Origin of the sequence: Cellulophaga omnivescoria, assembly GCF_001999725.1 — a bacterium.
In the GTDB taxonomy this organism is placed as follows: Bacteria; Bacteroidota; Bacteroidia; order Flavobacteriales; family Flavobacteriaceae; genus Cellulophaga; species Cellulophaga omnivescoria.
In genome coordinates this window covers 114183-139920 of the sequence record NZ_MDDP01000015.1, presented here as the reverse complement: position 1 = coordinate 139920, position 25738 = coordinate 114183, and the positions used below count along the sequence as shown (strand labels likewise).

Here is a 25738-nt window from a genome sequence, read left to right as displayed (position 1 = left end):
CGTACAATTTGGTTACAATCATCTATTCTTCTAACCAAGCATTCATCATCCAAATTGTTTTTTCCTGCTCAGCTATAAAGTCACTCATTAAAGAGTTTGTCCCTTCATCATTAGCCTCACCAGATATATCTAATACATCGCGTTCTATAACCAACAATTCTTTTAAAGAATTTACAATTAATTTTATAGCCTCCACATCTACAGAAATATTTTTGCCTACCGGTAATTTAGAAACCGACATATAATCTTCAAAAGTGTGCAATGGTTTTCCTCCTAGGGTTAAAATACGTTCTGCAATCATATCTACTTTTTCATTTGCATCAGTATATAACTCTTCAAACTTAATATGTAAATCAAAAAAGCGTCTACCTCTAATATTCCAGTGAACACCTCTTAAATTTTGGTAATAAACCTGGAAACTAGATAGTAAAACATTTAATTTACTGTTTAGCTCTTTAGCTTTTTCTACTTCTAATCCTATACTGTTTAATTCCATAATATTTATCTTTTTTGTGATACCACAAAGTTAGTTAGTATTTACTATTTTTGGTGCTGATTAAAATCATTTGTTTTTATAATTTTATAGCTATAACCTATTAAGAATGACAATAACTCAACTACAGTATGTATTGGCTGTTGCCAAATACCAAAACTTTACACTTGCCGCCGAAAAAAGCTTTGTTACACAGCCTACTTTAAGTATGCAAGTTCAAAAGTTAGAAGATGAGCTAGACATTCAGATTTTTGACCGAAGTAAAAAACCAATTTCTATTACAGAGGTGGGACAAAAAATAGTTGAACAAGCTAAAAATATTGTAAACGAAGCAGACCGTATAAAAGATATTGTAGACCAAGAAAAAGGATTTGTTGGTGGTGAGTACGTTTTAGGTATTATACCAACCATTATGCCAACACTTTTACCTATGTTCTTAAAAGCCTTTATTTCTAAATTTCCAAAAGTAAACCTGGTTATAAAAGAGCAAAATACAGACACACTTATTAGAAATTTACAAGACGGACAAATAGATGCTGCTATTGCTGCAACACCACTAGAAATTGAATTTATTAAGGAAAGGCCTTTGTATTATGAGCCATTTGTTGGTTATATACCAAAACAACACAGACTCTCTTCTATAGAAAAATTAACACCTCAAGAATTAGATATTGACGATGTTTTACTTTTACAAGATGGACATTGTTTTAGAGATGGTGTAATTAACTTATGCAAATCTCCTAAAAACTCTGTAGTAGAACATTTTAGGTTACAAAGTGGTAGTTTTGAGACCTTAATTAATTTATCTAATGAAGGTTTAGGTATGACTTTATTACCTTATTTAAACACATTGGAATTAGATGAGAAAAAGAAAGAGAACTTAAAACATTTTGAAGCCCCATCACCTGCCAGGGAAGTTAGTTTAATTTACCATAAAAAAGAATTAAAAATACAAATTACTAATGCACTACATGATGTAATTACAAGTGTTGTACGTGGTGCAATTGCTTTTCAGGATGTAAAAATTATTAGTCCGGTTAACAAAAAATAAAAGCTAAATAAATTAAAAAAGCCACCGTAATGGTGGCTTTTTAGGTATTTACTATTTTTTGATGTAAATCATACACTGCCTTAGTTCTGGTTTATCTGTAGTAAAAGAGTTTAACCAAACTTTAAGCTCATCTACCTCGTAAGGCAGTAATCTTGAAATTGCTTTTTCTAGCTCTTTGCAAAACAACTTAGAATCAAAACTTACTTTTTGCAAAACAGTTTTAGTGTAATCAAACATTGCTCTTGCCATATTTATAATTATTAAATTATTATTCCATAAATTTAACGATAAAACCTGAAAAAAGTATCTAAATAAAGTGTTAAAAATCATAGTTATCAAAAAAAATAATACGTAATGACCTACAATACCATATTTTACAATAACTATAGAAGTTTTATTTATTGTATAATTTTGATGTTTTTGGTTGGTTGCGCAAGTACTAAACAAAAAATTTCAAAAAACACTAATTCTATAATTAGTAACAGTCTTTTAAAAAATCACTTTATAGGTATAAAAGTTTATGATCCGGTGCGAAACAAAACTATTTTTGAAAAAAATAGCACCAAATATTTTACCCCAGCAAGTAACACCAAAATATTTACGTTATACACAACTTTAAAATTAGTGCCAGAATTTAGCCCTTTATTAAAGTATGCTATTGCAAATGACACTACTTATATACAAGGAACTGGAAACCCAACAACACTCCACCCATATTTTAAGGATAGCACAGCTATACATTTTTTAAAAAAACAGAAAAATATTGCGTTAAACGTAAACAATTATATATCTGGTAAATTTGGCAGCGGATGGGCTTGGGAAGATTTTGATGCCTCCTTTTCTCCAGAACGTGGTGGTTTACCCTTATATGGCAATGTACTAAGTATATATAAAAAGGGATATTTATCTACATATCCAACCTACTTTAATGATAGTATACGTGTTACACCATATAATTTTAAAAGAAATTTAATAAAAAATATATTTTATATAAATACTAACTTAATAGATACTGTAACAATTCCTTTTAAAACAAGTAATAAACTTACAAAAGACTTATTAGAAAAGGCAATTAATAAAAAAATTATAATTACAGATAAAAAGGCAAACACAGAAAAAAATACACTTTATGGTGTAGCTACAGATTCTATTGCAAAACGAATGATGCACCTTAGTGATAATTTTTTAGCCGAACAATTATTAGTTATGGCATCTAACACTTTATCGGATACTTTAAGTACAAACAAGGCAATAAAACATATTTTAAAAACAGATTTAGCAGATATAGAACAGCAACCTCGTTGGGTAGATGGCTCTGGCCTATCTAGATACAATTTATTTACACCTGCATCATTTGTAAAAGTGTTGCACAAAATGTACAAAGAGGTCCCCCAAAAAAGACTATTGAAGCTTTTTCCTGCAGGTGGTAAATCTGGAACCCTAAAAAACTGGTATAAAGGCAACCCAACACCGTACGTATATGCAAAATCTGGTAGTTTAGGTAACAACTATAGTTTAAGCGGCTACCTAATTACAAAATCTGGGAAAACAATAATTTTTAGCTTTATGAACAACCATTTTAAAGCAAAAACTTCTGATGTAAAAAAACAAATACAAACTGTTTTAGAACTAATAAGAGATACTTATTAATTATGTGTTCACAAGCAAAAAACTAATAATTGGTTCTTTTCTTTTTACAATTGTGTTCATTATTTGGTTAGAACTTTTATAAGTTATAAATAAGTAATTTGTTTTAGATTATTACCAGATCTAAAACCTATTATCACCATCTAAAAGATCTCCTAAACCTCCTAACAAACTACCTTCTCCCCTGTCTTTTCCTCCTTTAGGAACAGAAGCTAATACACGGCCAGCTAGTCTGCTAAATGGTAAAGATTGTATATAAACAGTACCTGGTCCACGTAGTGTAGCAAAAAATAACCCCTCGCCGCCAAAAACAGTATTCTTAATTCCGCCTACAAACTCTACATCATAATTTATGGTTTGAGAAAAGCCTACAATACAACCTGTATCTACCTTTAAAACTTCACCTGCAGCCAATACTTTTTTAGCCATAGTGCCGCCTGCGTGTACAAATGCCATTCCATCTCCTTCTAACTTTTGCATAATAAAACCTTCACCACCAAAAAGACCACGACCAAGTTTTCTAGAAAATTCTATACCAACAGACACTCCCTTAGCTGCGCATAAAAAAGCATCTTTTTGACAAATAAATTTTCCATTTTTTTCAGATAAATCTATTGGTAATATTTTTCCAGGATAAGGAGAAGCAAAACTTACTTTTCTTTTATTTGATCCAATATTTAAAAAGGCTGTCATAAATAAACTTTCACCAGTTAACATTCGCTTTCCTGCCGAAAAAATTTTACCCAAAACACTAGTATCTTGGTTAGAGCCGTCTCCAAAAATGGTATCCATTTTTATATCAGTATCCATCATCATAAAACTACCAGCTTCTGCTACAACAGCTTCTTGCGGGTCTAATTCTATTTCTACATACTGCATTTCTTCTCCATAAATATGGTAATCTATTTCGTGTGCATTCATTTTTATATTTTGATTTTGATTGACACTAATAGGTAGCAACAAAAAAGAGAATGTTACATATTTTTAAAAAATTATTTCTTTAAACGCACTGTCCAGTCAAAATTAAAAGTAGAAACCACCACTCCATCTGTATTAACACCAACAGATTTCATTGTAAATATTTGCCCTTCCCCTGTTGCAATAGTTTTTTTAATTGCATCTTCTATTAAGTGGCCATCTTCACAAGTAAAAGTAATTCTTCCTGTAGCTTTTTTAGTAAATGTGGCATTATTACTAGCTACCAACATAGATATTTTTCTACCGCTTTTTTCTATTTGGTCTATTACCATTATCCCTGTTGCGTACTCTGCAGCCATACCTTGTACTGCCCAAAACATAGAGTTAAATGGGTTTTGGTTAAACCACCTGTGCTTTACGGTAACAACTGCTTTTTTCTCATCAATGTGTTTTAAACGTACACCACACCACCAAGCAGATGGTAACTTAAAAAAATTGAATACGTTATATTTTAATGTGCTATTTGCCATTCTGTTTTTTATAATTTTTATAAAAGTATTGAAAATAGTTGAATCTATAAATGTTAAAGTAAAGTTAATTTTTAGTACTATGTTTTGCATAATACCTTTTTAAAGATATATATTTGCATAAGAAACTAACAAGTTAGAGTTATAGAAATTAATCAATTCTGTAAAAAAATAATTCAACGGAGTTTGTTCATCAAATCAAAAACAGCCCGCTTCTTATACGGGTTTTAAAAGAATATCTAAACTATGAAGATAGAAAACACAAAGGCACAAATGCGCAAAGGTGTTTTAGAGTATTGTATCCTCTCTATACTAAAAGGAGAAGATAAGTATACCTCTGAAATTCTTTCTACACTAAAAGATGCCAAAATGCTAGTTGTAGAAGGTACTATTTACCCATTATTAACCAGACTAAAAAATGCTGGTTTACTAACCTACCGTTGGGAAGAGTCTACATCCGGACCACCAAGAAAATACTATGCACTTACAAAAACAGGCGAAGAATTTTTAACAGAATTAAACACTACCTGGGACGAGCTTAGAAATGCAGTAAACCTAGTTACCAACTCAAAAAAAACGAACAATGAATAAGACTATAAACATAAACTTGGCTAACTTATTCTTTCATATAGACGAAGATGCTTATCGTAAACTAGATACCTATTTAAAAGCTATAAAACAATCTTTAAATAATGGGCCCGGTAGTGACGAAATTATTTCTGATATAGAAGCAAGAATAGCAGAGCTTTTTCAAGAAAAAATTAAAAACGAACAGCAAGTAATTACAAAAACAGACGTAGAAGATGTTATTTCTGTTATGGGGCAACCTGAAGATTACCGTGTAGATGAAGAGATTTTTGAAGACGAAGAGCCTATTACAAAATCTAAAACCAAAAAGCTTTACAGAGATACAGATAACAAATATATTGGTGGAATATCTGCTGGTATGGCACACTACTTAGGCATAAATCCTTGGTGGGTTCGTTTGCTATGGATTGTTCTTACACTAGCTACTTTTAGCGGATTTATAGTAATTTATATTCTATTATTGTTTTTAATACCTGAAGCTAAAACTACCTCGCAAAAATTAGATATGCGTGGTGAGTCTATAAACATTAGTAACATAGAGCGTACTGTAAAAGAAAGTTTTGATACCGTAACTAATAAAGTAAAAAATGCAGATTACAACAAGGCTAATCATAAAATTAAATCTGGCATACAAACTTTTTTTGATGCCATTGGCACGTTTTTTAACTTCATTTTTAAAAGCATAGGTAAAGTTATAGGCCTCCTTTTAATTCTAGTAGGCGGATCTGTAGTTATAGGTACATTTATTGGGGTTTTTATAGCAGGTTTTTCAGATGCATTTGTAGTTAACAACACGCCTCTTTACAATCTAATAAACACATCTAATTCGCCCATTTGGTTAATTTCTATGCTTGTATTTTTTGCTATAGCAATTCCATTTTTCTTTTTACTTTATTTAGGATTAAAAATTGTTGTATCTAACCTTAAATCTATTGGTACAATTGCCAAATTAACGTTACTTGGTGTTTGGCTTGCCGCTATTATTGGCTTAACAATTATTACTATAAAACAAGCTACCGCAAATATGTATAAAGGTAGTATTAATAAAACAGAGCAATTAAATTTTACTAAGCCTCTAGACACTATTTACATTGGAACTAAAAGTAGTCAAAATTATGACAGACCAGAGAATTTTAGAATTAACGGAATGACATTTACTACAGATGAAAATGGTAAAAAACTTTTATTAGATAATGATTTTAAGTTTGACATTGTAAGATCTGATACTGACATTGCTAAAATTAAAATACAAAAAGTATCTCAGGGTAGTTCTTTTGATGAAGCAAGAGAAAGAGCAAAAACTATAGAGTATAATTATCAAGTTTTAGAAAATAGAGTAATTCTAGATAACTTTTTATCACTAGATCCTAACGGTAAATTTAGAGATCAGGAGGTAAACATTACCCTTTACATTCCAAAAAATGTTATTGTTAAGTTTGATTTTAACACTGATACAAACAGAATAGGATGGCATACATCTTACAAAGAAGAAATTTACAGGTCCGATGTTAAAAATTATACTTGGTTAATGAACAAGCAGGGTGTTTTGGAGTGCCTAGACTGTATTAATGATGAAATTAATGAAGATAATAATGATGATGATGAAAACAGCAATAAAAATTCAGAGTTAATTTTAGATGAAGAAGGTGTAAACATTAAAATTAACGCAAACGAAAACTCTTTAAACATTAAAATAGATGAAAACGGTGCGCGTATAGAATCTTCAAACAATTAAAACCTACAATTCAGTTCTAAAAAACAACAATTCGGTCTTTAAATTTAGTTTTACCACAAACATTTATAGACTTTTACATCAACAATCAAAAAAATAACAATTATGGCAACACTATCTAAAATCACAATTGCAATAGTATTAAGCTTACTATTTACTTCATGTTCTATTAACATTGGTAATGGTAAAAAAGGAAACGGAGTATTAACAGAGCAAAGCAGAGATATAGCTTCAAATTTTGAGCGTATATCTGCATCAGAAGGTATTAATGTTTTTGTTACACAAGCTAAAGAATTTAGCATACGTGTAGAGGCAGATGAAAATGTTATTGACCTTATTGGTACAGATATTGAAGACGGTAAACTTAAAATACACGCAATAGAAAATATTGGCAGAGCTACAAAAAACGTATATGTAACATTACCAGTAGTTACTGCGCTATATAGTTCTAGTGGTGCAGAATTAAATTCAGAATCACAAATAGAAGCTGACCAAATAGACTTAAATGCTAGCAGCGGTGCAGATATACAAATTGCGTTAGTAGCAAACTCTGTAAACGCAGACTGTAGTAGTGGTGCAGATATTAAGTTAAGTGGTAAAACAAATAACCTAACTGTAAATGCTAGTAGCGGGTCTGATATTGATGCTTATGAACTAAAAACAAAAACCTGTGATGCAGATGCTAGTAGCGGGGCAGATATTAGTGTAGATGTGTCTGACTCTTTAATAGCTGATGCAAGTAGTGGTGCAGATATTATGTACAGTGGTACTGCAACAGTTAAAAAAAATAAATCTTCTTCCGGTAGCGTAAAAAAGAGATAAATTACCGACTGTTAAAAGCGTTTTATTAAGGTCAATCTTGTTTTGTTTACAAGGTTGACCTTATTATATTAGTATAAATTTAAATATTGATATGAATTTAACCTTAACAAAGTATGTTCTTCCCCTAAAACATACATTTAGTATTTCTAGAGAGTCTCATAATTTTCAGGACAGTATGGTGGTAAGTCTTGGTTTACATGATAAAGTTGGTTATGGTGAAGCTACAGCAAACCCATACTACAAAATTACTTTTGAGAGTATGCAACAAGAAATTGAAAGCATACGAACAGAAATTGAAAACTATGCGTTTACCACGCCTGAAGATTTTAATCAATTTTTAAATAAAAAAAACTTAAGCAACTTTGCAATTTGTGCACTAGATTTAGCTGCCTATGATTTATATGGTAAAATTTTAAATAAACCTCTGAATAAAATATGGGACACAGATAATAGCTCCTACCCTATTACAAATTTTACTATTGGTATAGATAGTATAGATAATATGGTTGCAAAAATGAAAGAACAGCCTTGGCCTATTTACAAAATAAAACTAGGCACAGACCAAGATGTTGCCATTGTAAAAGAGCTAAGAAAATACTCTGATGCTATTTTTAGGATAGATGCAAATTGTGCTTGGACAGCAGAAGAAACCATTAACTACGCACCAGAACTTAAAAAATTAGGTGTAGAGTTTTTAGAACAACCCTTAAAAGCAGATGATTGGACAGGTATGGAACAAGTAATGCACGCTAGTGTATTGCCCGTTATTGCTGACGAAAGCTGTATTGTAGAATCTGACGTAGAGAAATGTGGTTACCATTTTAACGGAATAAATATTAAATTAACCAAGTGCGGAGGTTTAACACCAGCGCTTAGAATGATAAAAAAAGGAAAAGAACTAGGCCTAAAAGTTATGGTTGGATGTATGACAGAGTCCTCTGTAGGAATATCTGCAATAGCACAGTTAGCACCACAATTAGACTATGTAGATATGGATGGTGCAATGCTATTAAGCAAAGACATTGCAAAAGGAATAGAAATAGAACCAAACGGAAACTTAATTTTTCCTAATACAGGAGGTTCTGGTATTACATTATTATAATGACATACGTTACTACATTTCCTGGTAGAAAAATTAATGTAGATGGTTCTAAAAAACTATATTTTGGCGGAACTGCTTATTTAGGGCTTCAAAAGCATAAAAAGTTTTTAAAAACATACTTAAAAAACATTAAAAAGTATGGTACCAACTATGGAGCCTCTAGAAAATCTAATATTAAAGTTGATATCTATAAAAAAACAGAAAATTATCTTGCAAAACTTGTACAAAGTGAAGCTTGTGCAACTGTTTCTTCTGGCTATTTAGCAGGGCAGTTAGTATGTAATTATTTTACATCTAAAGGTTACACTTTATTTTATGCTCCTAATTCTCACTCTGCTCTACATCAAAACAACTCTAGCAATTATGCAAATTATAGTGACTTAGTTACTGAGGTAGAAAACCATATTAAAAAAGCTAAAACTACTCCCGTAGTTTTTTTAGATAGTCTGGATTTTTACGGATTAAATTACCCCGACTTTAATGGACTACAACAATTACCTTTAAATAAATTAATTGTAGTAGCAGACGACTCACATACACTAGGCCTACCACTCAACAATGGTGCTGGCTGTTATACTTTATTACAGAAACTAAACCCCAAAGAACTTATAGTGTGTAGCTCTTTAAGTAAAGGATTTGCCATACAAGCTGGTGCTATTTTTGGAAAAAAAATAAGAATAGAAGAAATAAAAGACACTGCTTTTTTTGGCGGTGCTAGTCCGGCTACACCTGCAAATATAGCTACAATAATAACTGCAGAAAGTCTCTATAAAAAGAGACAGCAAAAGTTACAGCAAAATATTCAGTCTTTTTTAGATGGCCTAAACAATACAGAACAATTTACCATAATGCCTAACCACTCAGCATTTACATATAGTGACCAAAAAATAACCGCATATTTGGAAAAACACAATATAATAGTCACTAGTTTTAATTATCCAGACAAAGAATCGCCAACAATGAGTAGAATTGTACTAAGTGCGCACCATAAAAAAAAGGATATTCATAAGCTTGTTACACTTATAAATACCCTTCAGTTTGCTTAAAAAATAACAAATTAAGCTATTTCTTCTATACTAGCTAAATAACGTTCTGCATCTAATGCAGCCATACAACCCGTACCAGCAGCAGTAACAGCTTGTCTGTATTCTTTATCCTGTACATCTCCACTAGCAAATACACCAGGCATATTTGTTTTGGTAGATTTACCTTCAGTTATTAAATAACCAGTTTCATCCATATCTAATTGTCCTTTAAATATGTCTGTGTTTGGCTTATGGCCAATAGCTATAAAAAGTCCTGTTATCGCTATTTCTTCTTTTTCTTGAGTTTGGTTATTTACCATACGTAAGCCCTCAACTACCTGCTCTCCTAATACTTCGTCTACTTCAGTATTATATTTTACAGTAATATTAGAAATACTATTAACTCTATGCTGCATTGCTTTAGATGCTCTCATTTCATCTCTACGAACAAGCATAGTAACATTGTTACAAATATTTGCTAAGTATGATGCTTCTTCTGCTGCTGTGTCACCAGCACCAACAATAGCTACATCTTGACCTTTGTAAAAGAAACCATCACATACAGCACAAGCAGACACACCACCTCCACGTAAACGTTGCTCACTCTCTAATCCTAAATATTTAGCTGTAGCTCCTGTAGATATAATTACTGTTTCTGCCTCTATAATTTTAGAATTATCTACAGTTATTTTATGTACGCCTCCAACAGTTTCATTAAATTCTACTGCTGTAACCATACCAATCCTTACTTCAGTACCAAAACGTTCTGCTTGCGCTTGCAATTGCGTCATCATTGTTGGCCCATCTATACCTTCTGGATACCCTGGAAAATTGTCTACTTCTGTTGTAGTTGTTAATTGTCCGCCCGGTTCCATACCTGTGTACATTACTGGTTTTAAATCTGCTCTAGAAGCATAAATTGCCGCAGTGTATCCTGCTGGTCCAGAGCCTATAATAAGACATTTAATTCTCTCAATTGTATCTGACATAATATTAGTTCAAAGTTTAGTTTAGAACACAAATGTAATTTTTTTATACAAACTGAAAAGCTTATTGTCATAAATTGTTACAATACAGTCATAGTCATATATAATTTGAGTTTATTTTAACATTTTTACAGTAGCAACTGTTCTAAATCCTGTATGTTCTGCAGAAGAGTCAACACTAGATCCCATACGAGCAGATATTCTATAACTAGCACAATAACTGTCACTACATAAAAATGATCCTCCTTTTATTACCTTTTCTTTTATATAAAGATTTTGAGGGTTGTATGCATCTGTTGCACCAAGCGGATTTTTTTTGGTAGTGGTTGCAGCTAACTCTTTATAATAATTTACATTATACCAGTCACTCGTCCATTCCCAAACATTACCTGCCATATCATATAAACCAAAACCATTTGGTTGGTAGCTTTTAACTGGAGCTCTTTTCTCATAACCATCTTTTTTACTATTGTTTACAGGAAATTCTCCCTCCCAACTATTGGCATTTTTAGATAAAACTGACATATCATCTCCCCAAAAAAATATTGTACCCGTTTTTCCTCCATTTGCAGCATATTCCCATTCTGCCTCTGTAGGTAACCTTCTATTTGCCCAGCTGCAATAAGCCATTGCATCTTCATAACAAATTTGCACAACTGGGTGGTTGTCTAATCCTTGTATAGAGCTAGATGGCCCATTTGGATGTTTCCAATTGGCTCCAATTGTCCAATGCCACCACTGAGAAAAATCAAATAAATTTGGTACAGATGTTTTTGTTTTTTTAAATGTTAATGAGCCTGGTTGCAAAATAGAATCATGAGGTTTAGGAGTACCTTCTGGTACTTGCTTTTTCATTTCTTCCCAATCTATTGCTCTTTCTGCTACGGTTACATAACCTGTTTCTTTTACAAATTTGGCAAACTGTGCGTTTGTAACCTCTGTTATATCCATAAAAAAACCATCTACAGCTACCTTATGTGCAGGTTTCTCATGTTGCATTGCCATTTTATCATGTGGCACTGCACCCTGTATAAACTCACCACCAGGAATCCACACCATACCATCTGGTACTTTTACATCTTCAGGTTTTTTTACTAATAACGTAAATGTTGTGTCTTTTTTAGTATTTGCTTTAACAGTAACTTTTGGGTTTTCTTGTGTAGATTTATTTTCCTTTGGCGCATCTTTACATTGTATACACATTAATACTATTATGCACAAAACAAGGTAATTTAGATTTCGTTTTTTGAGTTTCATAATTTAATTTGATAAGCAGTAAATATGCTAACAAATATATAGATCTAAAAAAAACTGAATGTATTTCTGCGTAATATTAACGTCTTTCTTTGTTTTAAAACTGTTTTTACAACTAAAAAACTTAGACACGGCTAGAGTTAAAAATGGATTAAAAATTATCAAATTAATAAAAAACACCTATCAAAAAAACAAATAACAAAAAATTAACCTAGTCAATAGTGTTAAATTTGTATTAGGTGATAAAACTTTATTACATTTAAAATTAACTTTAATGTGAAAATAGAAAGTGTGATTTTTATATTAAATACAAAAAATTTACTAAAACTCAATTTTACCAAACAAAACAAACTAACTTATGGAAAACACAAATGTGGAAACAGGAACTAACGCTAAAAGACTATTTTACGGTAGTTGCTTTGCTTTAATTACAACGGCATTCTCATTTGCCATAGCGGCAGGTATTTTAGATCAACTAAAAACAGAGCTAGCATTAAGTGCTAGTCAAGCCGGATTAATTACCTCTATGTGGTTTTTAGGCTTTCCAATATCTATGGTTATTGGTGGTTTAATTTACCACAAAGTAGGCGGAAAAATTATAATGCAATTTGCTTTTTTTGCACATGCAATTGGTATTTTGCTTTTAATATTTTCTGGCAATTACATAGGTCTTTTAATTGCCAACTTGCTAATTGGTCTTGGTAATGGATGTACTGAAGCAGCTTGCAACCCTATGATTGCAGATGCATACAAAGGAAATAGAATGAGCACAATGCTTAACCGTTTTCATATGTGGTTTCCTGGCGGAATAGCCATTGGTAGTTTGCTTTCGGGCTTTATGACAGATTTTGATATTACCGGGCAAAGCCAAGTGTGGTTATTATTAATACCAGCTATAATTTATGCTTACTTATTTTATGGACAAACTTGGCCAAAAGCTAAGATTGAAGAAGCAGCAACTATTAGCGGAAATTTAAAAGGTATGTTTACTCCTTTATTTTTATTTATAGGAATATGTATGGCATTAACCGCTATATCTGAATTTGGTCCAAACCAGTGGGTTGGTTTAATACTTTCTAAAAGTGGCGCAGAGCCAACACTTATTTTAGCATTAACAGCCGGATTAATGGCCGTTGCTAGATTTTTTGGAGGAAATATGGTAGCTAAGTTTAACCAAACAGGTGTTCTTTTAGGATCTGCCATACTTGCAACTTTAGGTATTTATTTGTTTAGTACACAAACAGGAGCTATGGCTTACGTAGCCGCTATATTTTTTGCTCTTGGCGTTGCTTATTTTTGGCCTAATATGATTGGATTAACCGCTACCAAAACTCCAAGAACGGGTGCTTTGGGTATGTCTATTATTGGTGCAATAGGAATGTTTTCTTCTTCTATTTTCCAGCCAATAATAGGTGGTTGGATTGATTCTGATGTTGATAAAATAGCAAATTCTGCACTTAATGTTTCTGGAAAAACATTTAATGAGGCTAAAAATATTTTTGAAAGTAACGAAAACCTAAGTGAAGCAGCTTCATTAATTAATGTAAGCGAAAGCAATTTAGAATCATCAATAAACAACGTAATTTTAGAGTCAGGACAAGAAACTTTAGGTACCATGGTACTTTTTCCTGCTATATTAATTGTGCTATTTACTATTTTATATTTTTGGATGAAAAGCACTAAAGAAGAAAATTAAAGATGTTATAACCGTATAAAATTAAAAAAGCTCCTTTGTTACAAAGGAGCTTTTTTAATGCATATATATTAGTCTTTAATTTTCATTGTAAAATTGATGAGCCCACCATCTATACTCGCCTCATATAAAACACCATTTTTATAGGTATAAATATTCTCGTTGCCCTTGGCGTTTACTTTTTTGTATTTATGATTTCCTAAATAAACTAAAGTATTCATAACTGCATCTTGCTCAGAGTAACACGTTGTTATATGCAAAGGCTCCGTAAAATATAATTGTACAGTAGTAAATGTTATAGGCTCATTAAATGTGCTAATCTTTTTGTTTTTGGTTATCTTATACTCTTTGTTATTACGTTCTGTATTTGTTTCTGCATAAACTTTATTATTTAGCATAATACTAACATCTGCCTTGTTTAGTTCCTTATTTTTAAAAGCTACGTTATACGTATATTTTACATTTATAGTTGTTATAATTTTAGCTTGTATGTTTGTAAAACTATGGTAATTTATAACGTTATCATCTATTGTTTTTGTTGTTACTAAACTTCCTACAATTTTATTTTTATGAAGTATATTAAAATGTAAAACCGTTTCAACAGTATTATTTTTTGCAATTAACGTGCCTAAAAACACTAGTAATACTATGTTTTTTATCATTATATCTAAAAATTAATATATGCCATATAAATATATTAAAATAAAGTAGTCACTTACTAGTAACCTTATTCTTTTTATACAGTAAAGAACTAAAATTGTTACTTATAAAACCTGGGTAACATAATTATAACCTTTGTATATACAACTACAATTAAAAACTACTCCTTTGCTCTTAAAATAACTCAACCTAAAAAAAACAAGCACCAAAAACTAACAAAAACAACTAGACAAAAACTAGACAAACACATAATAGCAACAAAATACAACTAGACTTAGTTTTATTTTTAATTACTTTTATTTCCTGTAATTTTTACAAATAACCAAACCAACCAGCTTTTTATCACCAAACTAAAATTAAAATAATACGCTATAAACTTTTTTAATTATTCATTTTACAACATTAATAAATAGTAAAAAATTAAAATTAGTTACTTAAAATAGCAAATTCACATTTTACAATGTTTACAATACTTAAACTAAAACAAGGAATTAAACTAGCAATTTTAGGACTAGTTTTATTGAACACCACAAAAACATATTGCCAAGACAATAGACAAAGTAATGATTATTTAAAAATAGCAAGAGAATTAGCTCATAAAAATCCTGACAGCTCTGCTTTCTATTTTAATAAAAAAATAGAAATAGATCTTAAAAGCAAAGACACCATTTCTGCTATTCAAACTTTAAATGAAGTATCAATTTTATACTCTCACAATTTAAATTACAGTAAGTCTTATGATGGGTATTGGAAGGCTTTATTGCTTGCCGATAAAATTAAAAACAACAAATTAATAGCAGATATTTACCAAGAAATAGGCTGGCTTTATAGTTTTTATAAACGAGACGATAAAGCTTTAGAGTACTTTAATAAAAGTATAAAACTAAGAAAAAAACAATTTACAAAAAACGAATCTAATGCCCACTTTATAGCTAGTGATTATTTTTCTATTGTAAACTTACACAGAGGTAATAAAGATTATAAAAAAGCTGCTCAGTTTTTAGATTCCTGCAAGTTATATCAATCTAAATTAAAACCAAGAATTGTTAGTTATTACATAATTGCGGAGGAAGCCTATTTAGATGCTGTTAGTGGCAATTATAATATTGCTATAGACAAACTAAACCAGTGTAAAGAACATTTTAAAAACAAAGACAAAACTTACTTAAGTGTAATACACAGTCTTACTGCAGATGTTTATAAAATGAAGAAAGAATACGATAAAAGTATCGCAAACTATAAAATATCTATACAACTTTCTGAAAACAACAAAAGTCACTTAAACTACAAGCTAAAAAACTATGAAGGACTTAAAGATATATATGTAGGATTAAAAAATTACAAAGAAGCTTACTACTACCTAAATAAAGAGAATACATTAAATAATAAAATTTTTGGTATTACTAGTGAGAACAGCAAACATCTATTAGAGATTAAAGATAATTATAGATTAGAAAAAGAAAAACAAGAAGATGCTTTGCAAGAACAGTTAATTGCAAACTATGAACAAGAAGATAAAATTTGGCTTTTAAAATCTATAATATTAATAATACTCATTATTTCATTACTGTTTTACGGTTTTGTTTTGGTTAAGCAAATTAAAAACAAGCACAAAAACGAAAAACAAATTATTGCAGAAAAGCAAAAGCTAAAAACCCAAAAAACTAATGAGGTCTTAGAGCTTAAAAATAAAGAACTTACCCAAGCTGCATTACGTTTAATAGAAAAAGATGAATTTATAGCAGGATTACATAAAAAAATTGAGACTGCAGGAGACAACGTAAACAAGAAAGTAATTTTAAGAGCTCTTAAAACTTTTCAGGGCACACCCAGCAAAAACTGGACAGAGTTTGAAGCTCGTTTTACCACAATTAATCAGAGTTTTTACGAAAATTTAAGAAATAAATACCCAAAACTTAGTCAAACAGATCAAAAAATATGCGCTTTAGTGCGGTTAAATTTCCCAAGTAAAGATATGTCTAAACTATTAGGCATATCTGTAGAAAGTGTACATACATCTAGGTACAGGCTAAGGAAAAAATTAGGCTTAAAAAGAGAAGATAACTTAGAAGATTTTATAAGTAGGTTTTAAAGTCTGTATGTTAAAACAAATATCAAAAGTTCAGATAATTAAGAGTTTAATCATCAAAATAAAAAACATAACACACTGATGTTAAGCATTTAATAATTATAAACAAATGTAAATTGTTCATAATAAGTCTAGTTAAAATTGACTATTACCCCGTTTTGTTTAGTTCTAGTCTAGTTAAAATACCACACACATAGGTTAATATAAACAACATTTGTAATCAATTAACTTAAACAAACTATTTATGAAAATTAAACTTAATTTAACAAGAAGACTAAAACCCAAATTACTCGTTTGGGCATTGTTCTTCAGTTTTACCTTTGGGTATGCACAAACTACTGAAATTAAAGGTACCGTTATTGCAGAGGGTTTTCCTATTGGAGGCGTAAATGTAATAATTAAGGGAACAATTAATGGCACATACACAGATTTTGATGGTAACTACACTATTAAAGTAGAAAAAGGAAACACACTTGTTTACAGCTATGTTGGTTATAAAACTAAAGAGGTAATAATAGCAGACCAAAAAAATATTAACATTACGCTAGAGCCAGATGCTGCTGCATTGCAAGAAGTTATAGTAATTGGTTATGGTACACAAAAGAAAAAGGAAGTAACCGGAGCAGTAGTTAGTGTTAGTAATGATGTAATTGATAAAACAGCTACATCTGATCTTGGTACTGCTTTACAAGGCCAAGTTGCTGGTGTAAACATACAAGCAAGTAGTGGTAGACCTGGTGAAGCTGCAAATGTACAAATTAGGGGGCTTGGTTCTGTTAGTCCTAATGCCCTTGGACCTTTATATGTTGTAGATGGTATTCCTTATGAAGATAACCCAAATATATCTCCAGAACTCATTTCCTCTGTAGATATTTTAAAAGATGGTGCAGCAGCATCAATATACGGTACAAGAGCATCTAACGGTGTTATTTTAATTACTACAAAAAAAGGAAAGTCTGGTAGTATAAAAGTAGATTTTAACACTTACACTAGTATACAAGATATTACATCTGGTACACCACTAATGAATACGCAACAGCAGATATACGCAGAAGATGTTATGCTTAAAGCACTAGGGCGCGATCCTTTAATTTTCTTTTTTAATCCTGATGCATTAGATTATGACTCAGATTTTGTGGGTGATGTGCAAAATGATAGGGCTATAATAAGAAACTACAGTTTAGGTGTTTCTGGTGGTAGTGAAAACTTAACACTTAGCTTTAATACAAATTACTTTAACCAAGATGGTATTTTAGTTAATTCTGGTTTTGACAGGTTAGCAACTCGTTTTACAGGTGAGTTTAGAAAAAACAGATTTAAAGCGTTTGCAACCATTGGTTATACAAATGAAAATAGAGAGCAAGAACCTTGGGGGTTATATGAATATTCTATAGCTCAAAAACCTTGGCAGCCACCTTTAACTGGCTTAAACAGTGTTGGTGGTAACGGGGTAGAAATACCTGTGCGTAACGCTATATTATACAGTTACCTTTCTCAACAACTTAATAACGAAGACGACCGTAAAACTACAAGTGTAAATATTGCTGCCAATTTGCAGTATGAGTTTTTTGATGGATTTACCTATAAAATAAACCTAGGTAGAAATACGTATGATTACAGTCGATCTTTTTTTCAACCACAATATTTAGTGTATGACAAAGATGGTTTAAACCCTACCGCATCTAGAGAAAATGCAAAATTAGAAGAAAACTATATTTCTACTGAAAGAAACGTTATTGAAAATATGTTTACCTATAAAAAATCTTTTGGAAAACATAACTTAAACTTTTTAGCTGTTTTATCTTATGAAGAGTTTAAATCTAAAACATTAGGTTTAGGTGTAAACTTTAGTGAAGAATCTGGTAATAGCTCTAAAACTTTAGGTGCTGGTAGTGACCCTATAGCTCCTACATCATACATAGACGAAAGAAAATTAGCTGGTAAATTAGGAAGAGTACAATATAATTTTGATGAAAAATACTTGTTTTCTGCTAGTTACAGAAGAGACGGGTCTTCTCGTTTTTCTGAAAAAAATAGGTATGGAGACTTTTTTGGTTTTTCTACTGGCTGGAACATTCATGAAGAAAACTTTTTTCAAAATGTATCTTTTGTAAACCAATTTAAACTTAGGCTTAGTTATGCAGAGTTAGGAAATCAAAACATACCATCTTACTCCTACATACCAGCCATAGAAAGTGGTGTTAATTACCCTTTTGGCAGTAATGAGTCTTTAAGTTTTGGGCTAACTCAAAGAAGATTTGTAGATCCTAATATTAAATGGGAAACTACTATATCTAAAAACATTGGTATAGACCTTACTTTATTAGATAATAAGCTTAATATTACTGCAGACGTCTATCAAAACGACAAAAAAGATATGCTTTTAGAAGAGCGTTTACCAGCATCTGCGGGTACTTACCACCCTAACACTAATCTGTACGATACAAAAGTTATTAACGCTGGTAATATGGTTAACAAAGGTATAGAGTTAGCTGCTAGTTTTAAAAACAGATCTAAAAAAGGAGATTTTGGCTACACTATTAGCGCTACATTTACCAAAAATGACAATGAAGTAACTAGCCTTAATGGTACAACAAGAGGCTATGGTAACGGAGCTCCTTCTACCGTTTTAGCAAATGATATAGATTTTACTACTTTTTTAGCAGAAGGTTATGAGGCCGGCGCCTTTTTCTTAGTACAGCATGATGGTGTTATTAAAACACAAGAACAGTTAGATGCTTACAAGGTTATAAACAAAAGTGCTCAGCTAGGAGATATGATGTACAAAGATATAGATGGCAATAATGTTATAGATGATAACGACCGTGTGTATGCTGGCTCTGGACAAGCAGATTTTGAAGCTGGTTTAAGTGTAAACTTAGATTATAAAAATTTTGATTTCTACGTTCAATCCTACTACTCACAAGGTGCCGAAATATATAATGGCGCCAGGTATTACGCATACACACAAGGCAGACACTTAGAGCAGTTTTATATGTGGAGTCCACAAAACCCTAATTCTGACATCCCTACAAATAGGCAAAACGCTATACACAATAATGTAAGGTCTAGATCTGATTATTTTTTAGAAGATGGCTCTTACTTTAGAATAAGAAACATTAGTCTAGGATACACACTTAAAGACATACCAGAGCTTGGGTTAAACTCTGCTAGAGTTTATATCTCTGCTACTAACCCATTTACGTTTACAGAGTACACAGGATATGACCCTGAGGTTGGTGGTGACGGTATATTTACTAGAGGAATTGATAAAGGTAACTACCCAGTTGCAAGACAATTTTTACTTGGAGTGCAATTGCACTTTTAATAACTGATTAATTTACAATTATGAAAATATCAAAAATACATTTAACTATAGCAACACTAGTTTCTATATTTATATTTACTAGCTGTAATGAAGACAGGTTTTTTGATCAAGAAAACCCAAACGCTATTACATCAGAAACTTTTTGGGAAACACAACAGCAATTTAATAGTGGTTTAACTGCTGCTTACGGTACGCTTCAGTTTCAGAGTATTAGTGGCGGAGAATTACAATATGAAATGGCATTGGGAGACATTGCGGGTTCAGAATCTTGGTACAGACCAACTGCGTTTAGAAATTTAACGTATACAGACGCTACATACTACGTAACAGATAAGTGGAACGAACTTTACATTGGTATATTTAGAACCAACCAAATAATAGAATTTTTAGCACAAGCTGATGATGCAAACTTTATAGGAAACGGCAAAGCAGAAATTGAAGCACAAGCACGATTTTTAAGAGCATTTTTCTATTTTCAGGTTGCTAATACATATGGTGGCGCAATTTTACATACTGGTATTCCTAAAACAGATGAAGAATTAAACAAACCTTTATCTTCTATTACTGACGTAAACACTACAGTAATAATTCCAGATTTAATATACGCACAAAATAATTTACCTACCACTTGGGGTCCAGATGATACAGGTAGAGCAACTTGGGGCGCAGCAACAGCATTACTAGGTAAAGTTTATTTATTTGCAGAAGATTGGCCAAATGCAGTTACACAATTTAAAAACGTAATTGATTCTGATTTGTACCAATTAACTCCTAACATAATGGATAATTATACAGATGAAAATGAATTTAATAGTGAATCTATTTTTGAAGTTGCTTACTCTGCAGATCTTAACCCAGGTGTTCCAGGAGGTAATGTAGATGATACACCGGCAACTACAGGTGCAGAAGCATCTACAATGGCTACAGCATTAGGGCAATTAAGCTTTGGAGCATACAATACTTTATTACCTACTTATTATTTGCATGAACTTTTTACAAATGATGAAGTAGACCCTACAAACCCTATAAATGATGGTAATACTTGGTCTAAAAGAATGAATTCTAGCATTGTTCCTATTAATGGAGAAGGCTTGTATTACGGATTAGAAATAGGAGAAAAAGGTGGTTGGGCCTTTGGCCAAAGTGCATACATAAAAAAGTTTACCAATTGGTATAGTCTAAAAGCTGAAGATAGCAGAAGTAGATCTGGTATTAACTTTAGACACATTAGACTTGCAGATGTATATTTAATGTATGCAGAGGCTGTAATTAACAATAGTAACGATTTTAGCACTGCTATTACCTACATAGACCTTGTTAGAAGTAGAGCTGGTGTAAAAACACTACAACAATATATGGATGAAAACGGAGGTATGTTTCCGCAATTACACATTAGCAAACAAGTACATGGCTCACAGCCAATGGTTGCCGCCTCTGCTAACACAGTAATGACACACATACAAAGAGTAGAAAGACCATTGGAGCTGTGTTATGAAGGTCACCGTTGGAAAGATTTAGTTAGGTGGGGTATTGTTAAAGAAGTATTTACAGAGCTTAGAGCAGATGAAATATGGAGAACAGAGCACTTAGCAGAATTAGAAATAGAAGATAACGGTATTGCTCCTTTATTTATAAAAGAACGTGTAAGACCAGATTTCTTTTTAGCAACAGATAACTATGATTCTGCTACACATGACTACTTGCCTATTCCTGCGCAAGAATTACAAACAAACGATAATTTTAACGACTAAATAACACAACATGAAACATATATTAAGACCTAAATTAATAGGGTTGGCTTTTATGTCTTTAATCTTTGTTGCTTCTTGTAGTGAAGATGATACTGAAAATTTAACAGAACCTAGTCATAGAGTAATTTTCACCTCTGAGATGGATTTTGAAAATAAAGTAGAAATTAATGGCAGTATTACATTTGGTGATGCATCACCAGGTGTAGTATCTAGAGAATGGAATTTTCCTGAAGGCGTTGCTAATGTTTCTACATCTAAAGATCAAAACGTAAAAGCTGTTTTTAATAAAGCAGGTATACACAACGTTACTCTTAATCAAACATTTAAAAACAACGCTTACGTTGGTACAAGTTTAAAAGGTAAAGAGTTAGATACCACTATTGTAGTAACAGTTTTAAACCCCGTAAAGGCTTCTATAAAAGCTAATCATATAAATCCTGATGGTACTTTAGGTGCTGCCTTAGATATTAGTGAAAACGCAGAGAATGAGGTTGTTGCTAGTAGATCTGTACAATTTGCTTATGTAGTAGATGGTGAACCAGAAAACTTTATATGGACTATTGATGGTGGTGACCCAGAAACTTTTGATGGCGCAGATCCAGAAATTAATGTTAAATACAAAAGACAAGGCGTTTATAATTTAAGTTTTGCTGCAACCAGACAACGCCCTTTTGGTGGTGATACAATTTCTTTTAAAAACTTAATAAAAGTAATACCTTCTACAGACCCTGTAGACTTAGAAAAAGTTACAGATAAAAACGGTGCTATAGCACTTGAATTTAGCAGAGAAATGGATGCATCATCTATAAATGCTGCAGATTTTAGCGTAACGGTAACTAATAATGATGTAGCTATACCAACTACAATTGGTTCGGTTTCTATAGATAGCGATGAAGGTAATATTTTACTGATTTCATTGGAGGGCACTACTATCTATAATGATGATATTGTTACTGTTAACTACACCAAAGGAAGTTTAAAAACTTTAGATGGCGTAGAAGCTGAAACCTTTGCAGATAGTCAGCTAATTTTTAACAAGGTAAATATTTTAAAAGAAGCATCTAATTATGATTATAGTTTTGAAAATTCTACAGTAGCTAACTGGCCATATATGAATTGGGGTGCTCCTTGGGATGCTTACAACTTAGAAATTTCTAGTGACCAAGCACTAGATGGCGCTAAAAGCGCTTATATAGAAATGGATGCTGCTGGCGGAATGATTATTGGTCACAAAACAACTTCTGGAGACGAAATAACCTTTCCTGTAGAAGCAGGTAAAACTTATGAAATTGGTCTATGGGTTTACGTAACTAGTTTAGGCAATAATAATGCTGCTGGTTTTGATCCTGATTTACGTTTCTTTTGGTTTCCAGACACAGACTGGGCCGTTGGTGGCAACCCTACATTTACTTCAGACTTTGCAGTTGGTGAGTGGGTTTACAGTTCTACTTTTGTAGAGTTTAGTCAATCTGGTGATAAAACTTTTCAGATAAGAGGTTACAACCAAGATAATGCAGAAATTATAAGTTTTTATATAGATAATTTAAGCGTTTCTGAAGCTTCGCTTAGACCATAAAAAATACTGTTAGTTTTTTAAAAACTTGCTCTAGTTTAGTACGTTAAACAGGAGCAAGTTTTGTATTTTTATAACTCATACTTTTTTAAAATGAAACTAAAATATGTGTGCCCATTTTGGGGCCAAGAAGGTGTTACAGCAAAAGAATTTATTAGTAAAGTTACAAGTGCTGGTTACAATGCTGTTGAAGTAAACATACCTGCTGAGAAAACTTTTGAGACCGAATTAAAATCTGCGTTAAACAACTCAGAACTAGAGCTTATTGGTCAGCAATGGTTACACCCCTTAAATGAGTCTGTAACTGAATATAGTAAACGATTAGAAGAGCGTTTATATAAGTTAGCAGAGTTTAACCCAATTTTTATTAACTCGCATACAGGTAGAGATTTTTTTAAGTTTGAAGAAAATTGTCGTGTATTAGAAACTGTTTTTAAGTTTGAAGAAAAAACAGGAATTAATGTTTACCATGAAACACACAGAGGTAGGTTTAATTACAGTGCACAAACAACTGAAAATTTTATAGATAAGTTTCCTAAATTAAAGCTTACTGCAGATTTTTCTCATTGGACTGTAGTATCTGAAAGCTTGCTAGAAGACCAAATGCAATCTTTAAAAAAAGCAATAAATAACACCCAGTATTTGCACGCTAGAGTTGCAGATACACAAAGGTCTCAAGTAAATTATCCATTTTCTAAAGAAAACTATATATTTTTAAAAACCTTTACCAACTGGTGGCAACAAGTTATTACCAATGCACAAACGCTTGGCAAAAATACTTTTTACATTTGTCCAGAGTTTGGTCCATACCCATATATGCCTTATCAGCCTAACACTACAAAACATTTGGTAAGTCAGTGGGATTTAAATGTAAAAATGATGCAGTATTTAAAGCAACAAAACCTTGTGGTTAAATAACCTTTTAGCTTAGTTAACTACAGCAATATCTTTTGATAAAGGAATACTAGTATCTGCTAATTTTTCTTTAGCTATTTTTTTGCTTTCTTTTATAAATTTTGTTCCTATAACATAAGCCTTTGTATGGTTTATGGCATTTACAGCTAGCAACTCATCATTATTAAAATACCATACAGAAATTACATTTTCTTTATCTTGCTCTTCTCTAACAATATAATCTGTGTAGTTTTCTGCTAAGCCAACTATTTGGAGTTTTACATTGTATTGGTCAGACCAAAACCAAGGAATAGTATTATACATTAAAGGATTACCACAAATATTAGCTGCTATAATTTTAGACTGGTCAACCGCATTTTGTACAGACTCTAATCTTACATATGTTTTATAATGCAAATTATAATGATAAGCACAATCACCAACAGCATATATATTTAGATTGCTAGTTTCTCCTGTATTGGCTACAGATATACCATTTTTTAATTTTAAACCCGCTTGCTTGGCAAGTTTTTTATTTGGCACTACACCTACTCCTAAAATAAGAACTTCTGCTGTAAAGTATGATGCATCTGTACAGTGAACTTTAGTTACCTTAACACCATTTTCTAGAGTATTTTCAACTTTACTTACTTCTTTATTTTCTAATATCTGAACTCCATTTTGAGTGTGTAAATCTCTAAAAAAATCTGATATTACTGCTGTAGCTACACGCTTTAAAATTCTAGACTCACGTTCTAAAACCACTACCTCTGCTCCTATCTTTTTTAAAGATGCAGCAGTTTCTAACCCAATATAACCGCCACCAATAATTACTACTTTTTTTGTTTTGCTTGCGTTGTAGCTCTCTTTTATAGCAACAATATCTGCTGCTGTTCGCAAGCAAAAATAAGAGGCAGTTTCTTTTAAGCCCTCTATAGTAGGTATAATAGGTTTTGCTCCTGTAGCAAGTACTAATTTTGTATAATATATTTTGGTTTCATTATCTAAAAACAAACATCTGTTTACAGCATCTAAACGGGTAACTTTTTTACCCAACAACAAGGTTATATTATCTTTTTTATAACTTTCTACAGGTTTTAATAAGTTTGTGGTAGACGTGTTTGCTGTTAAGTATGTTTTAGACAAAGGTGGCCTGTGATATGGCAATTCTGGGTCTGCATCAATTAAAATAATTTTTCCTAACCATTTTTCTTTTCGCAAATTAAATGCTGTGTTTACCCCAGCGTGACTTGCACCTATAATTACACAAATATCTTTAGAAGTACACATCCTATTTATTTAGCTACAGTAAAAACAACATTATCTATAGCATCTGTTACAGGAATTTGACAACAAAGTCTACTGTATTCATTTGCATCATCTGCTAACTCTAACATATCTGTTTCAATTTCACTAGCTACACCCACCTTATCTACATCTTCTGGAGCAACAAATACGTGACATGTAGCACAAGAACAAACACCACCACAATCGCCATCTATACCTTGTACATTGTTATTTACAGCTAACTCCATTACAGAGCCCTCTGTTGCCGCTACAGTTATTTTTTCATTACTACTTGTTATAAATGTAATTTTTGCCATC

The 25738-nt window shown here is 31.8% G+C and carries 22 protein-coding genes; 13 read left to right on the top strand and 9 right to left on the bottom strand.

The genetic code is table 11. The features are described 5' to 3' along the window. Nucleotides 1-22 precede the first annotated feature (22 nt). A complete protein-coding gene (locus BFJ87_RS09215) occupies nt 23-496 on the bottom strand; it encodes a Dps family protein (protein ID WP_077403180.1) in 474 nt (157 codons plus the stop codon). 106 nt (nt 497-602) lie between these two features. On the opposite strand from BFJ87_RS09215, the gene BFJ87_RS09210 reads away from it, so the two are divergent. Beyond that, entirely contained in the window at nt 603-1544 is a 942-nt protein-coding gene (locus tag BFJ87_RS09210) for a LysR substrate-binding domain-containing protein (RefSeq protein ID WP_077403177.1), read from the top strand. Between the two features lie 51 nt (nt 1545-1595). Here the strand turns inward: BFJ87_RS09210 and BFJ87_RS09205 are convergent, their stop codons facing one another. Next, entirely contained in the window at nt 1596-1793 is a 198-nt protein-coding gene (locus BFJ87_RS09205; protein WP_013622067.1) for a hypothetical protein, read from the bottom strand. 279 nt (nt 1794-2072) lie between these two features. Between BFJ87_RS09205 and BFJ87_RS09200 the strand changes: the two genes are divergently transcribed. Beyond that, a complete protein-coding gene (locus BFJ87_RS09200) occupies nt 2073-3194 on the top strand; it encodes a D-alanyl-D-alanine carboxypeptidase (RefSeq protein ID WP_338064793.1) in 1122 nt (373 codons plus the stop codon). A gap of 120 nt (nt 3195-3314) precedes the next feature. Here BFJ87_RS09200 and BFJ87_RS09195 read toward each other — a convergent pair whose 3' ends face one another. After that, nucleotides 3315-4112, bottom strand: a complete 798-nt coding sequence (locus BFJ87_RS09195) for a TIGR00266 family protein (RefSeq protein ID WP_077403171.1) — start codon at nt 4110-4112, stop codon at nt 3315-3317. Nucleotides 4113-4183: 71 nt separating this feature from the next. Then, nucleotides 4184-4639: a DUF4442 domain-containing protein gene (locus tag BFJ87_RS09190; protein ID WP_077403225.1), complete on the bottom strand. Its 456-nt coding sequence runs from the start codon at nt 4637-4639 to the stop codon at nt 4184-4186. A 243-nt stretch (nt 4640-4882) separates the two neighbouring features. Between BFJ87_RS09190 and BFJ87_RS09185 the strand changes: the two genes are divergently transcribed. From BFJ87_RS09185 to BFJ87_RS09165, 5 genes are all read left to right on the top strand, one after another. Beyond that, nucleotides 4883-5227 (top strand): PadR family transcriptional regulator, encoded by a 345-nt coding sequence (locus BFJ87_RS09185; protein ID WP_013622063.1) that lies wholly within the window; start codon nt 4883-4885, stop codon nt 5225-5227. After that, on the top strand, nt 5220-6959 hold the full coding sequence (locus BFJ87_RS09180; RefSeq protein ID WP_077403168.1) for a PspC domain-containing protein: 1740 nt from the start codon (nt 5220-5222) through the stop codon (nt 6957-6959). Before BFJ87_RS09185 ends, BFJ87_RS09180 begins: the two co-directional genes overlap by 8 nt. A gap of 102 nt (nt 6960-7061) precedes the next feature. Further along, nucleotides 7062-7778: a head GIN domain-containing protein gene (locus BFJ87_RS09175; RefSeq protein WP_077403165.1), complete on the top strand. Its 717-nt coding sequence runs from the start codon at nt 7062-7064 to the stop codon at nt 7776-7778. 91 nt (nt 7779-7869) lie between these two features. Continuing rightward, nucleotides 7870-8880, top strand: coding sequence for a dipeptide epimerase (locus BFJ87_RS09170; RefSeq protein ID WP_077403161.1), 1011 nt, complete (start codon nt 7870-7872; stop codon nt 8878-8880). Beyond that, nucleotides 8880-9926 carry an aminotransferase class I/II-fold pyridoxal phosphate-dependent enzyme gene (locus tag BFJ87_RS09165; protein ID WP_077403158.1) on the top strand — a complete coding sequence of 349 codons (1047 nt, stop codon included), beginning with the start codon at nt 8880-8882 and terminating at the stop codon, nt 9924-9926. Before BFJ87_RS09170 ends, BFJ87_RS09165 begins: the two co-directional genes overlap by 1 nt. An 11-nt stretch (nt 9927-9937) precedes the next feature. Here the strand turns inward: BFJ87_RS09165 and trxB are convergent, their stop codons facing one another. After that, the gene (gene trxB, locus BFJ87_RS09160) at nt 9938-10894 is read right to left on the bottom strand and encodes a thioredoxin-disulfide reductase (protein WP_077403155.1); all 957 of its coding nucleotides are present in this window, start codon (nt 10892-10894) and stop codon (nt 9938-9940) included. A 111-nt stretch (nt 10895-11005) separates the two neighbouring features. Continuing rightward, nucleotides 11006-12094, bottom strand: a complete 1089-nt coding sequence (locus tag BFJ87_RS09155; RefSeq protein ID WP_245799616.1) for a formylglycine-generating enzyme family protein — start codon at nt 12092-12094, stop codon at nt 11006-11008. 409 nt (nt 12095-12503) lie between these two features. On the opposite strand from BFJ87_RS09155, the gene BFJ87_RS09150 reads away from it, so the two are divergent. Continuing rightward, a complete protein-coding gene (locus BFJ87_RS09150) occupies nt 12504-13841 on the top strand; it encodes an MFS transporter (protein WP_077403149.1) in 1338 nt (445 codons plus the stop codon). 68 nt (nt 13842-13909) lie between these two features. Here the strand turns inward: BFJ87_RS09150 and BFJ87_RS09145 are convergent, their stop codons facing one another. Further along, nucleotides 13910-14500: a DUF6134 family protein gene (locus BFJ87_RS09145; protein ID WP_077403146.1), complete on the bottom strand. Its 591-nt coding sequence runs from the start codon at nt 14498-14500 to the stop codon at nt 13910-13912. Nucleotides 14501-14958: 458 nt separating this feature from the next. On the opposite strand from BFJ87_RS09145, the gene BFJ87_RS09140 reads away from it, so the two are divergent. The 5 genes from BFJ87_RS09140 (at nt 14959) to BFJ87_RS09120 (ending at nt 24157) form a co-directional block, all read left to right on the top strand. Further along, on the top strand, nt 14959-16590 hold the full coding sequence (locus BFJ87_RS09140) for a tetratricopeptide repeat protein (protein ID WP_077403143.1): 1632 nt from the start codon (nt 14959-14961) through the stop codon (nt 16588-16590). A 241-nt stretch (nt 16591-16831) separates the two neighbouring features. Then, complete coding sequence (locus tag BFJ87_RS09135; protein WP_077403140.1) at nt 16832-19915, top strand: SusC/RagA family TonB-linked outer membrane protein; 3084 nt, start codon at nt 16832-16834, stop codon at nt 19913-19915. 20 nt (nt 19916-19935) lie between these two features. Beyond that, nucleotides 19936-21666: a RagB/SusD family nutrient uptake outer membrane protein gene (locus BFJ87_RS09130; RefSeq protein ID WP_077403137.1), complete on the top strand. Its 1731-nt coding sequence runs from the start codon at nt 19936-19938 to the stop codon at nt 21664-21666. Between the two features lie 10 nt (nt 21667-21676). Next, the gene (locus BFJ87_RS09125) at nt 21677-23242 is read left to right on the top strand and encodes a hypothetical protein (protein WP_077403134.1); all 1566 of its coding nucleotides are present in this window, start codon (nt 21677-21679) and stop codon (nt 23240-23242) included. A gap of 90 nt (nt 23243-23332) precedes the next feature. Next, entirely contained in the window at nt 23333-24157 is an 825-nt protein-coding gene (locus tag BFJ87_RS09120) for a sugar phosphate isomerase/epimerase (protein WP_077403131.1), read from the top strand. 9 nt (nt 24158-24166) lie between these two features. Here BFJ87_RS09120 and BFJ87_RS09115 read toward each other — a convergent pair whose 3' ends face one another. Together BFJ87_RS09115 and BFJ87_RS09110 are read right to left on the bottom strand one after the other, a co-directional pair. Then, nucleotides 24167-25423 carry an NAD(P)/FAD-dependent oxidoreductase gene (locus BFJ87_RS09115; protein ID WP_077403128.1) on the bottom strand — a complete coding sequence of 419 codons (1257 nt, stop codon included), beginning with the start codon at nt 25421-25423 and terminating at the stop codon, nt 24167-24169. A gap of 5 nt (nt 25424-25428) precedes the next feature. Further along, nucleotides 25429-25737 (bottom strand): 2Fe-2S iron-sulfur cluster-binding protein, encoded by a 309-nt coding sequence (locus BFJ87_RS09110; RefSeq protein ID WP_013622046.1) that lies wholly within the window; start codon nt 25735-25737, stop codon nt 25429-25431. Nucleotide 25738: the final 1 nt, after the last annotated feature.

Excerpts from the sequence above, each read along its gene's own strand:
- BFJ87_RS09215 (WP_077403180.1), bottom strand. The coding sequence starts at position 496 with ATGGAATTAAACAGTATAGGATTAGAAGTAGAAAAAGCTAAAGAGCTA.
- BFJ87_RS09210 (WP_077403177.1), top strand. The coding sequence starts at position 603 with ATGACAATAACTCAACTACAGTATGTATTGGCTGTTGCCAAATACCAA.
- BFJ87_RS09205 (WP_013622067.1), bottom strand. The coding sequence starts at position 1,793 with ATGGCAAGAGCAATGTTTGATTACACTAAAACTGTTTTGCAAAAAGTA.
- BFJ87_RS09195 (WP_077403171.1), bottom strand. The coding sequence starts at position 4,112 with ATGAATGCACACGAAATAGATTACCATATTTATGGAGAAGAAATGCAG.
- BFJ87_RS09190 (WP_077403225.1), bottom strand. The coding sequence starts at position 4,639 with ATGGCAAATAGCACATTAAAATATAACGTATTCAATTTTTTTAAGTTA.
- BFJ87_RS09185 (WP_013622063.1), top strand. The coding sequence starts at position 4,883 with ATGAAGATAGAAAACACAAAGGCACAAATGCGCAAAGGTGTTTTAGAG.
- BFJ87_RS09180 (WP_077403168.1), top strand. The coding sequence starts at position 5,220 with ATGAATAAGACTATAAACATAAACTTGGCTAACTTATTCTTTCATATA.
- BFJ87_RS09175 (WP_077403165.1), top strand. The coding sequence starts at position 7,062 with ATGGCAACACTATCTAAAATCACAATTGCAATAGTATTAAGCTTACTA.
- BFJ87_RS09170 (WP_077403161.1), top strand. The coding sequence starts at position 7,870 with ATGAATTTAACCTTAACAAAGTATGTTCTTCCCCTAAAACATACATTT.
- BFJ87_RS09165 (WP_077403158.1), top strand. The coding sequence starts at position 8,880 with ATGACATACGTTACTACATTTCCTGGTAGAAAAATTAATGTAGATGGT.
- trxB (WP_077403155.1), bottom strand. The coding sequence starts at position 10,894 with ATGTCAGATACAATTGAGAGAATTAAATGTCTTATTATAGGCTCTGGA.
- BFJ87_RS09155 (WP_245799616.1), bottom strand. The coding sequence starts at position 12,094 with ATGTGTATACAATGTAAAGATGCGCCAAAGGAAAATAAATCTACACAA.
- BFJ87_RS09150 (WP_077403149.1), top strand. The coding sequence starts at position 12,504 with ATGGAAAACACAAATGTGGAAACAGGAACTAACGCTAAAAGACTATTT.
- BFJ87_RS09145 (WP_077403146.1), bottom strand. The coding sequence starts at position 14,500 with ATGATAAAAAACATAGTATTACTAGTGTTTTTAGGCACGTTAATTGCA.
- BFJ87_RS09140 (WP_077403143.1), top strand. The coding sequence starts at position 14,959 with ATGTTTACAATACTTAAACTAAAACAAGGAATTAAACTAGCAATTTTA.
- BFJ87_RS09135 (WP_077403140.1), top strand. The coding sequence starts at position 16,832 with ATGAAAATTAAACTTAATTTAACAAGAAGACTAAAACCCAAATTACTC.
- BFJ87_RS09130 (WP_077403137.1), top strand. The coding sequence starts at position 19,936 with ATGAAAATATCAAAAATACATTTAACTATAGCAACACTAGTTTCTATA.
- BFJ87_RS09125 (WP_077403134.1), top strand. The coding sequence starts at position 21,677 with ATGAAACATATATTAAGACCTAAATTAATAGGGTTGGCTTTTATGTCT.
- BFJ87_RS09120 (WP_077403131.1), top strand. The coding sequence starts at position 23,333 with ATGAAACTAAAATATGTGTGCCCATTTTGGGGCCAAGAAGGTGTTACA.
- BFJ87_RS09115 (WP_077403128.1), bottom strand. The coding sequence starts at position 25,423 with ATGTGTACTTCTAAAGATATTTGTGTAATTATAGGTGCAAGTCACGCT.
- BFJ87_RS09110 (WP_013622046.1), bottom strand. The coding sequence starts at position 25,737 with ATGGCAAAAATTACATTTATAACAAGTAGTAATGAAAAAATAACTGTA.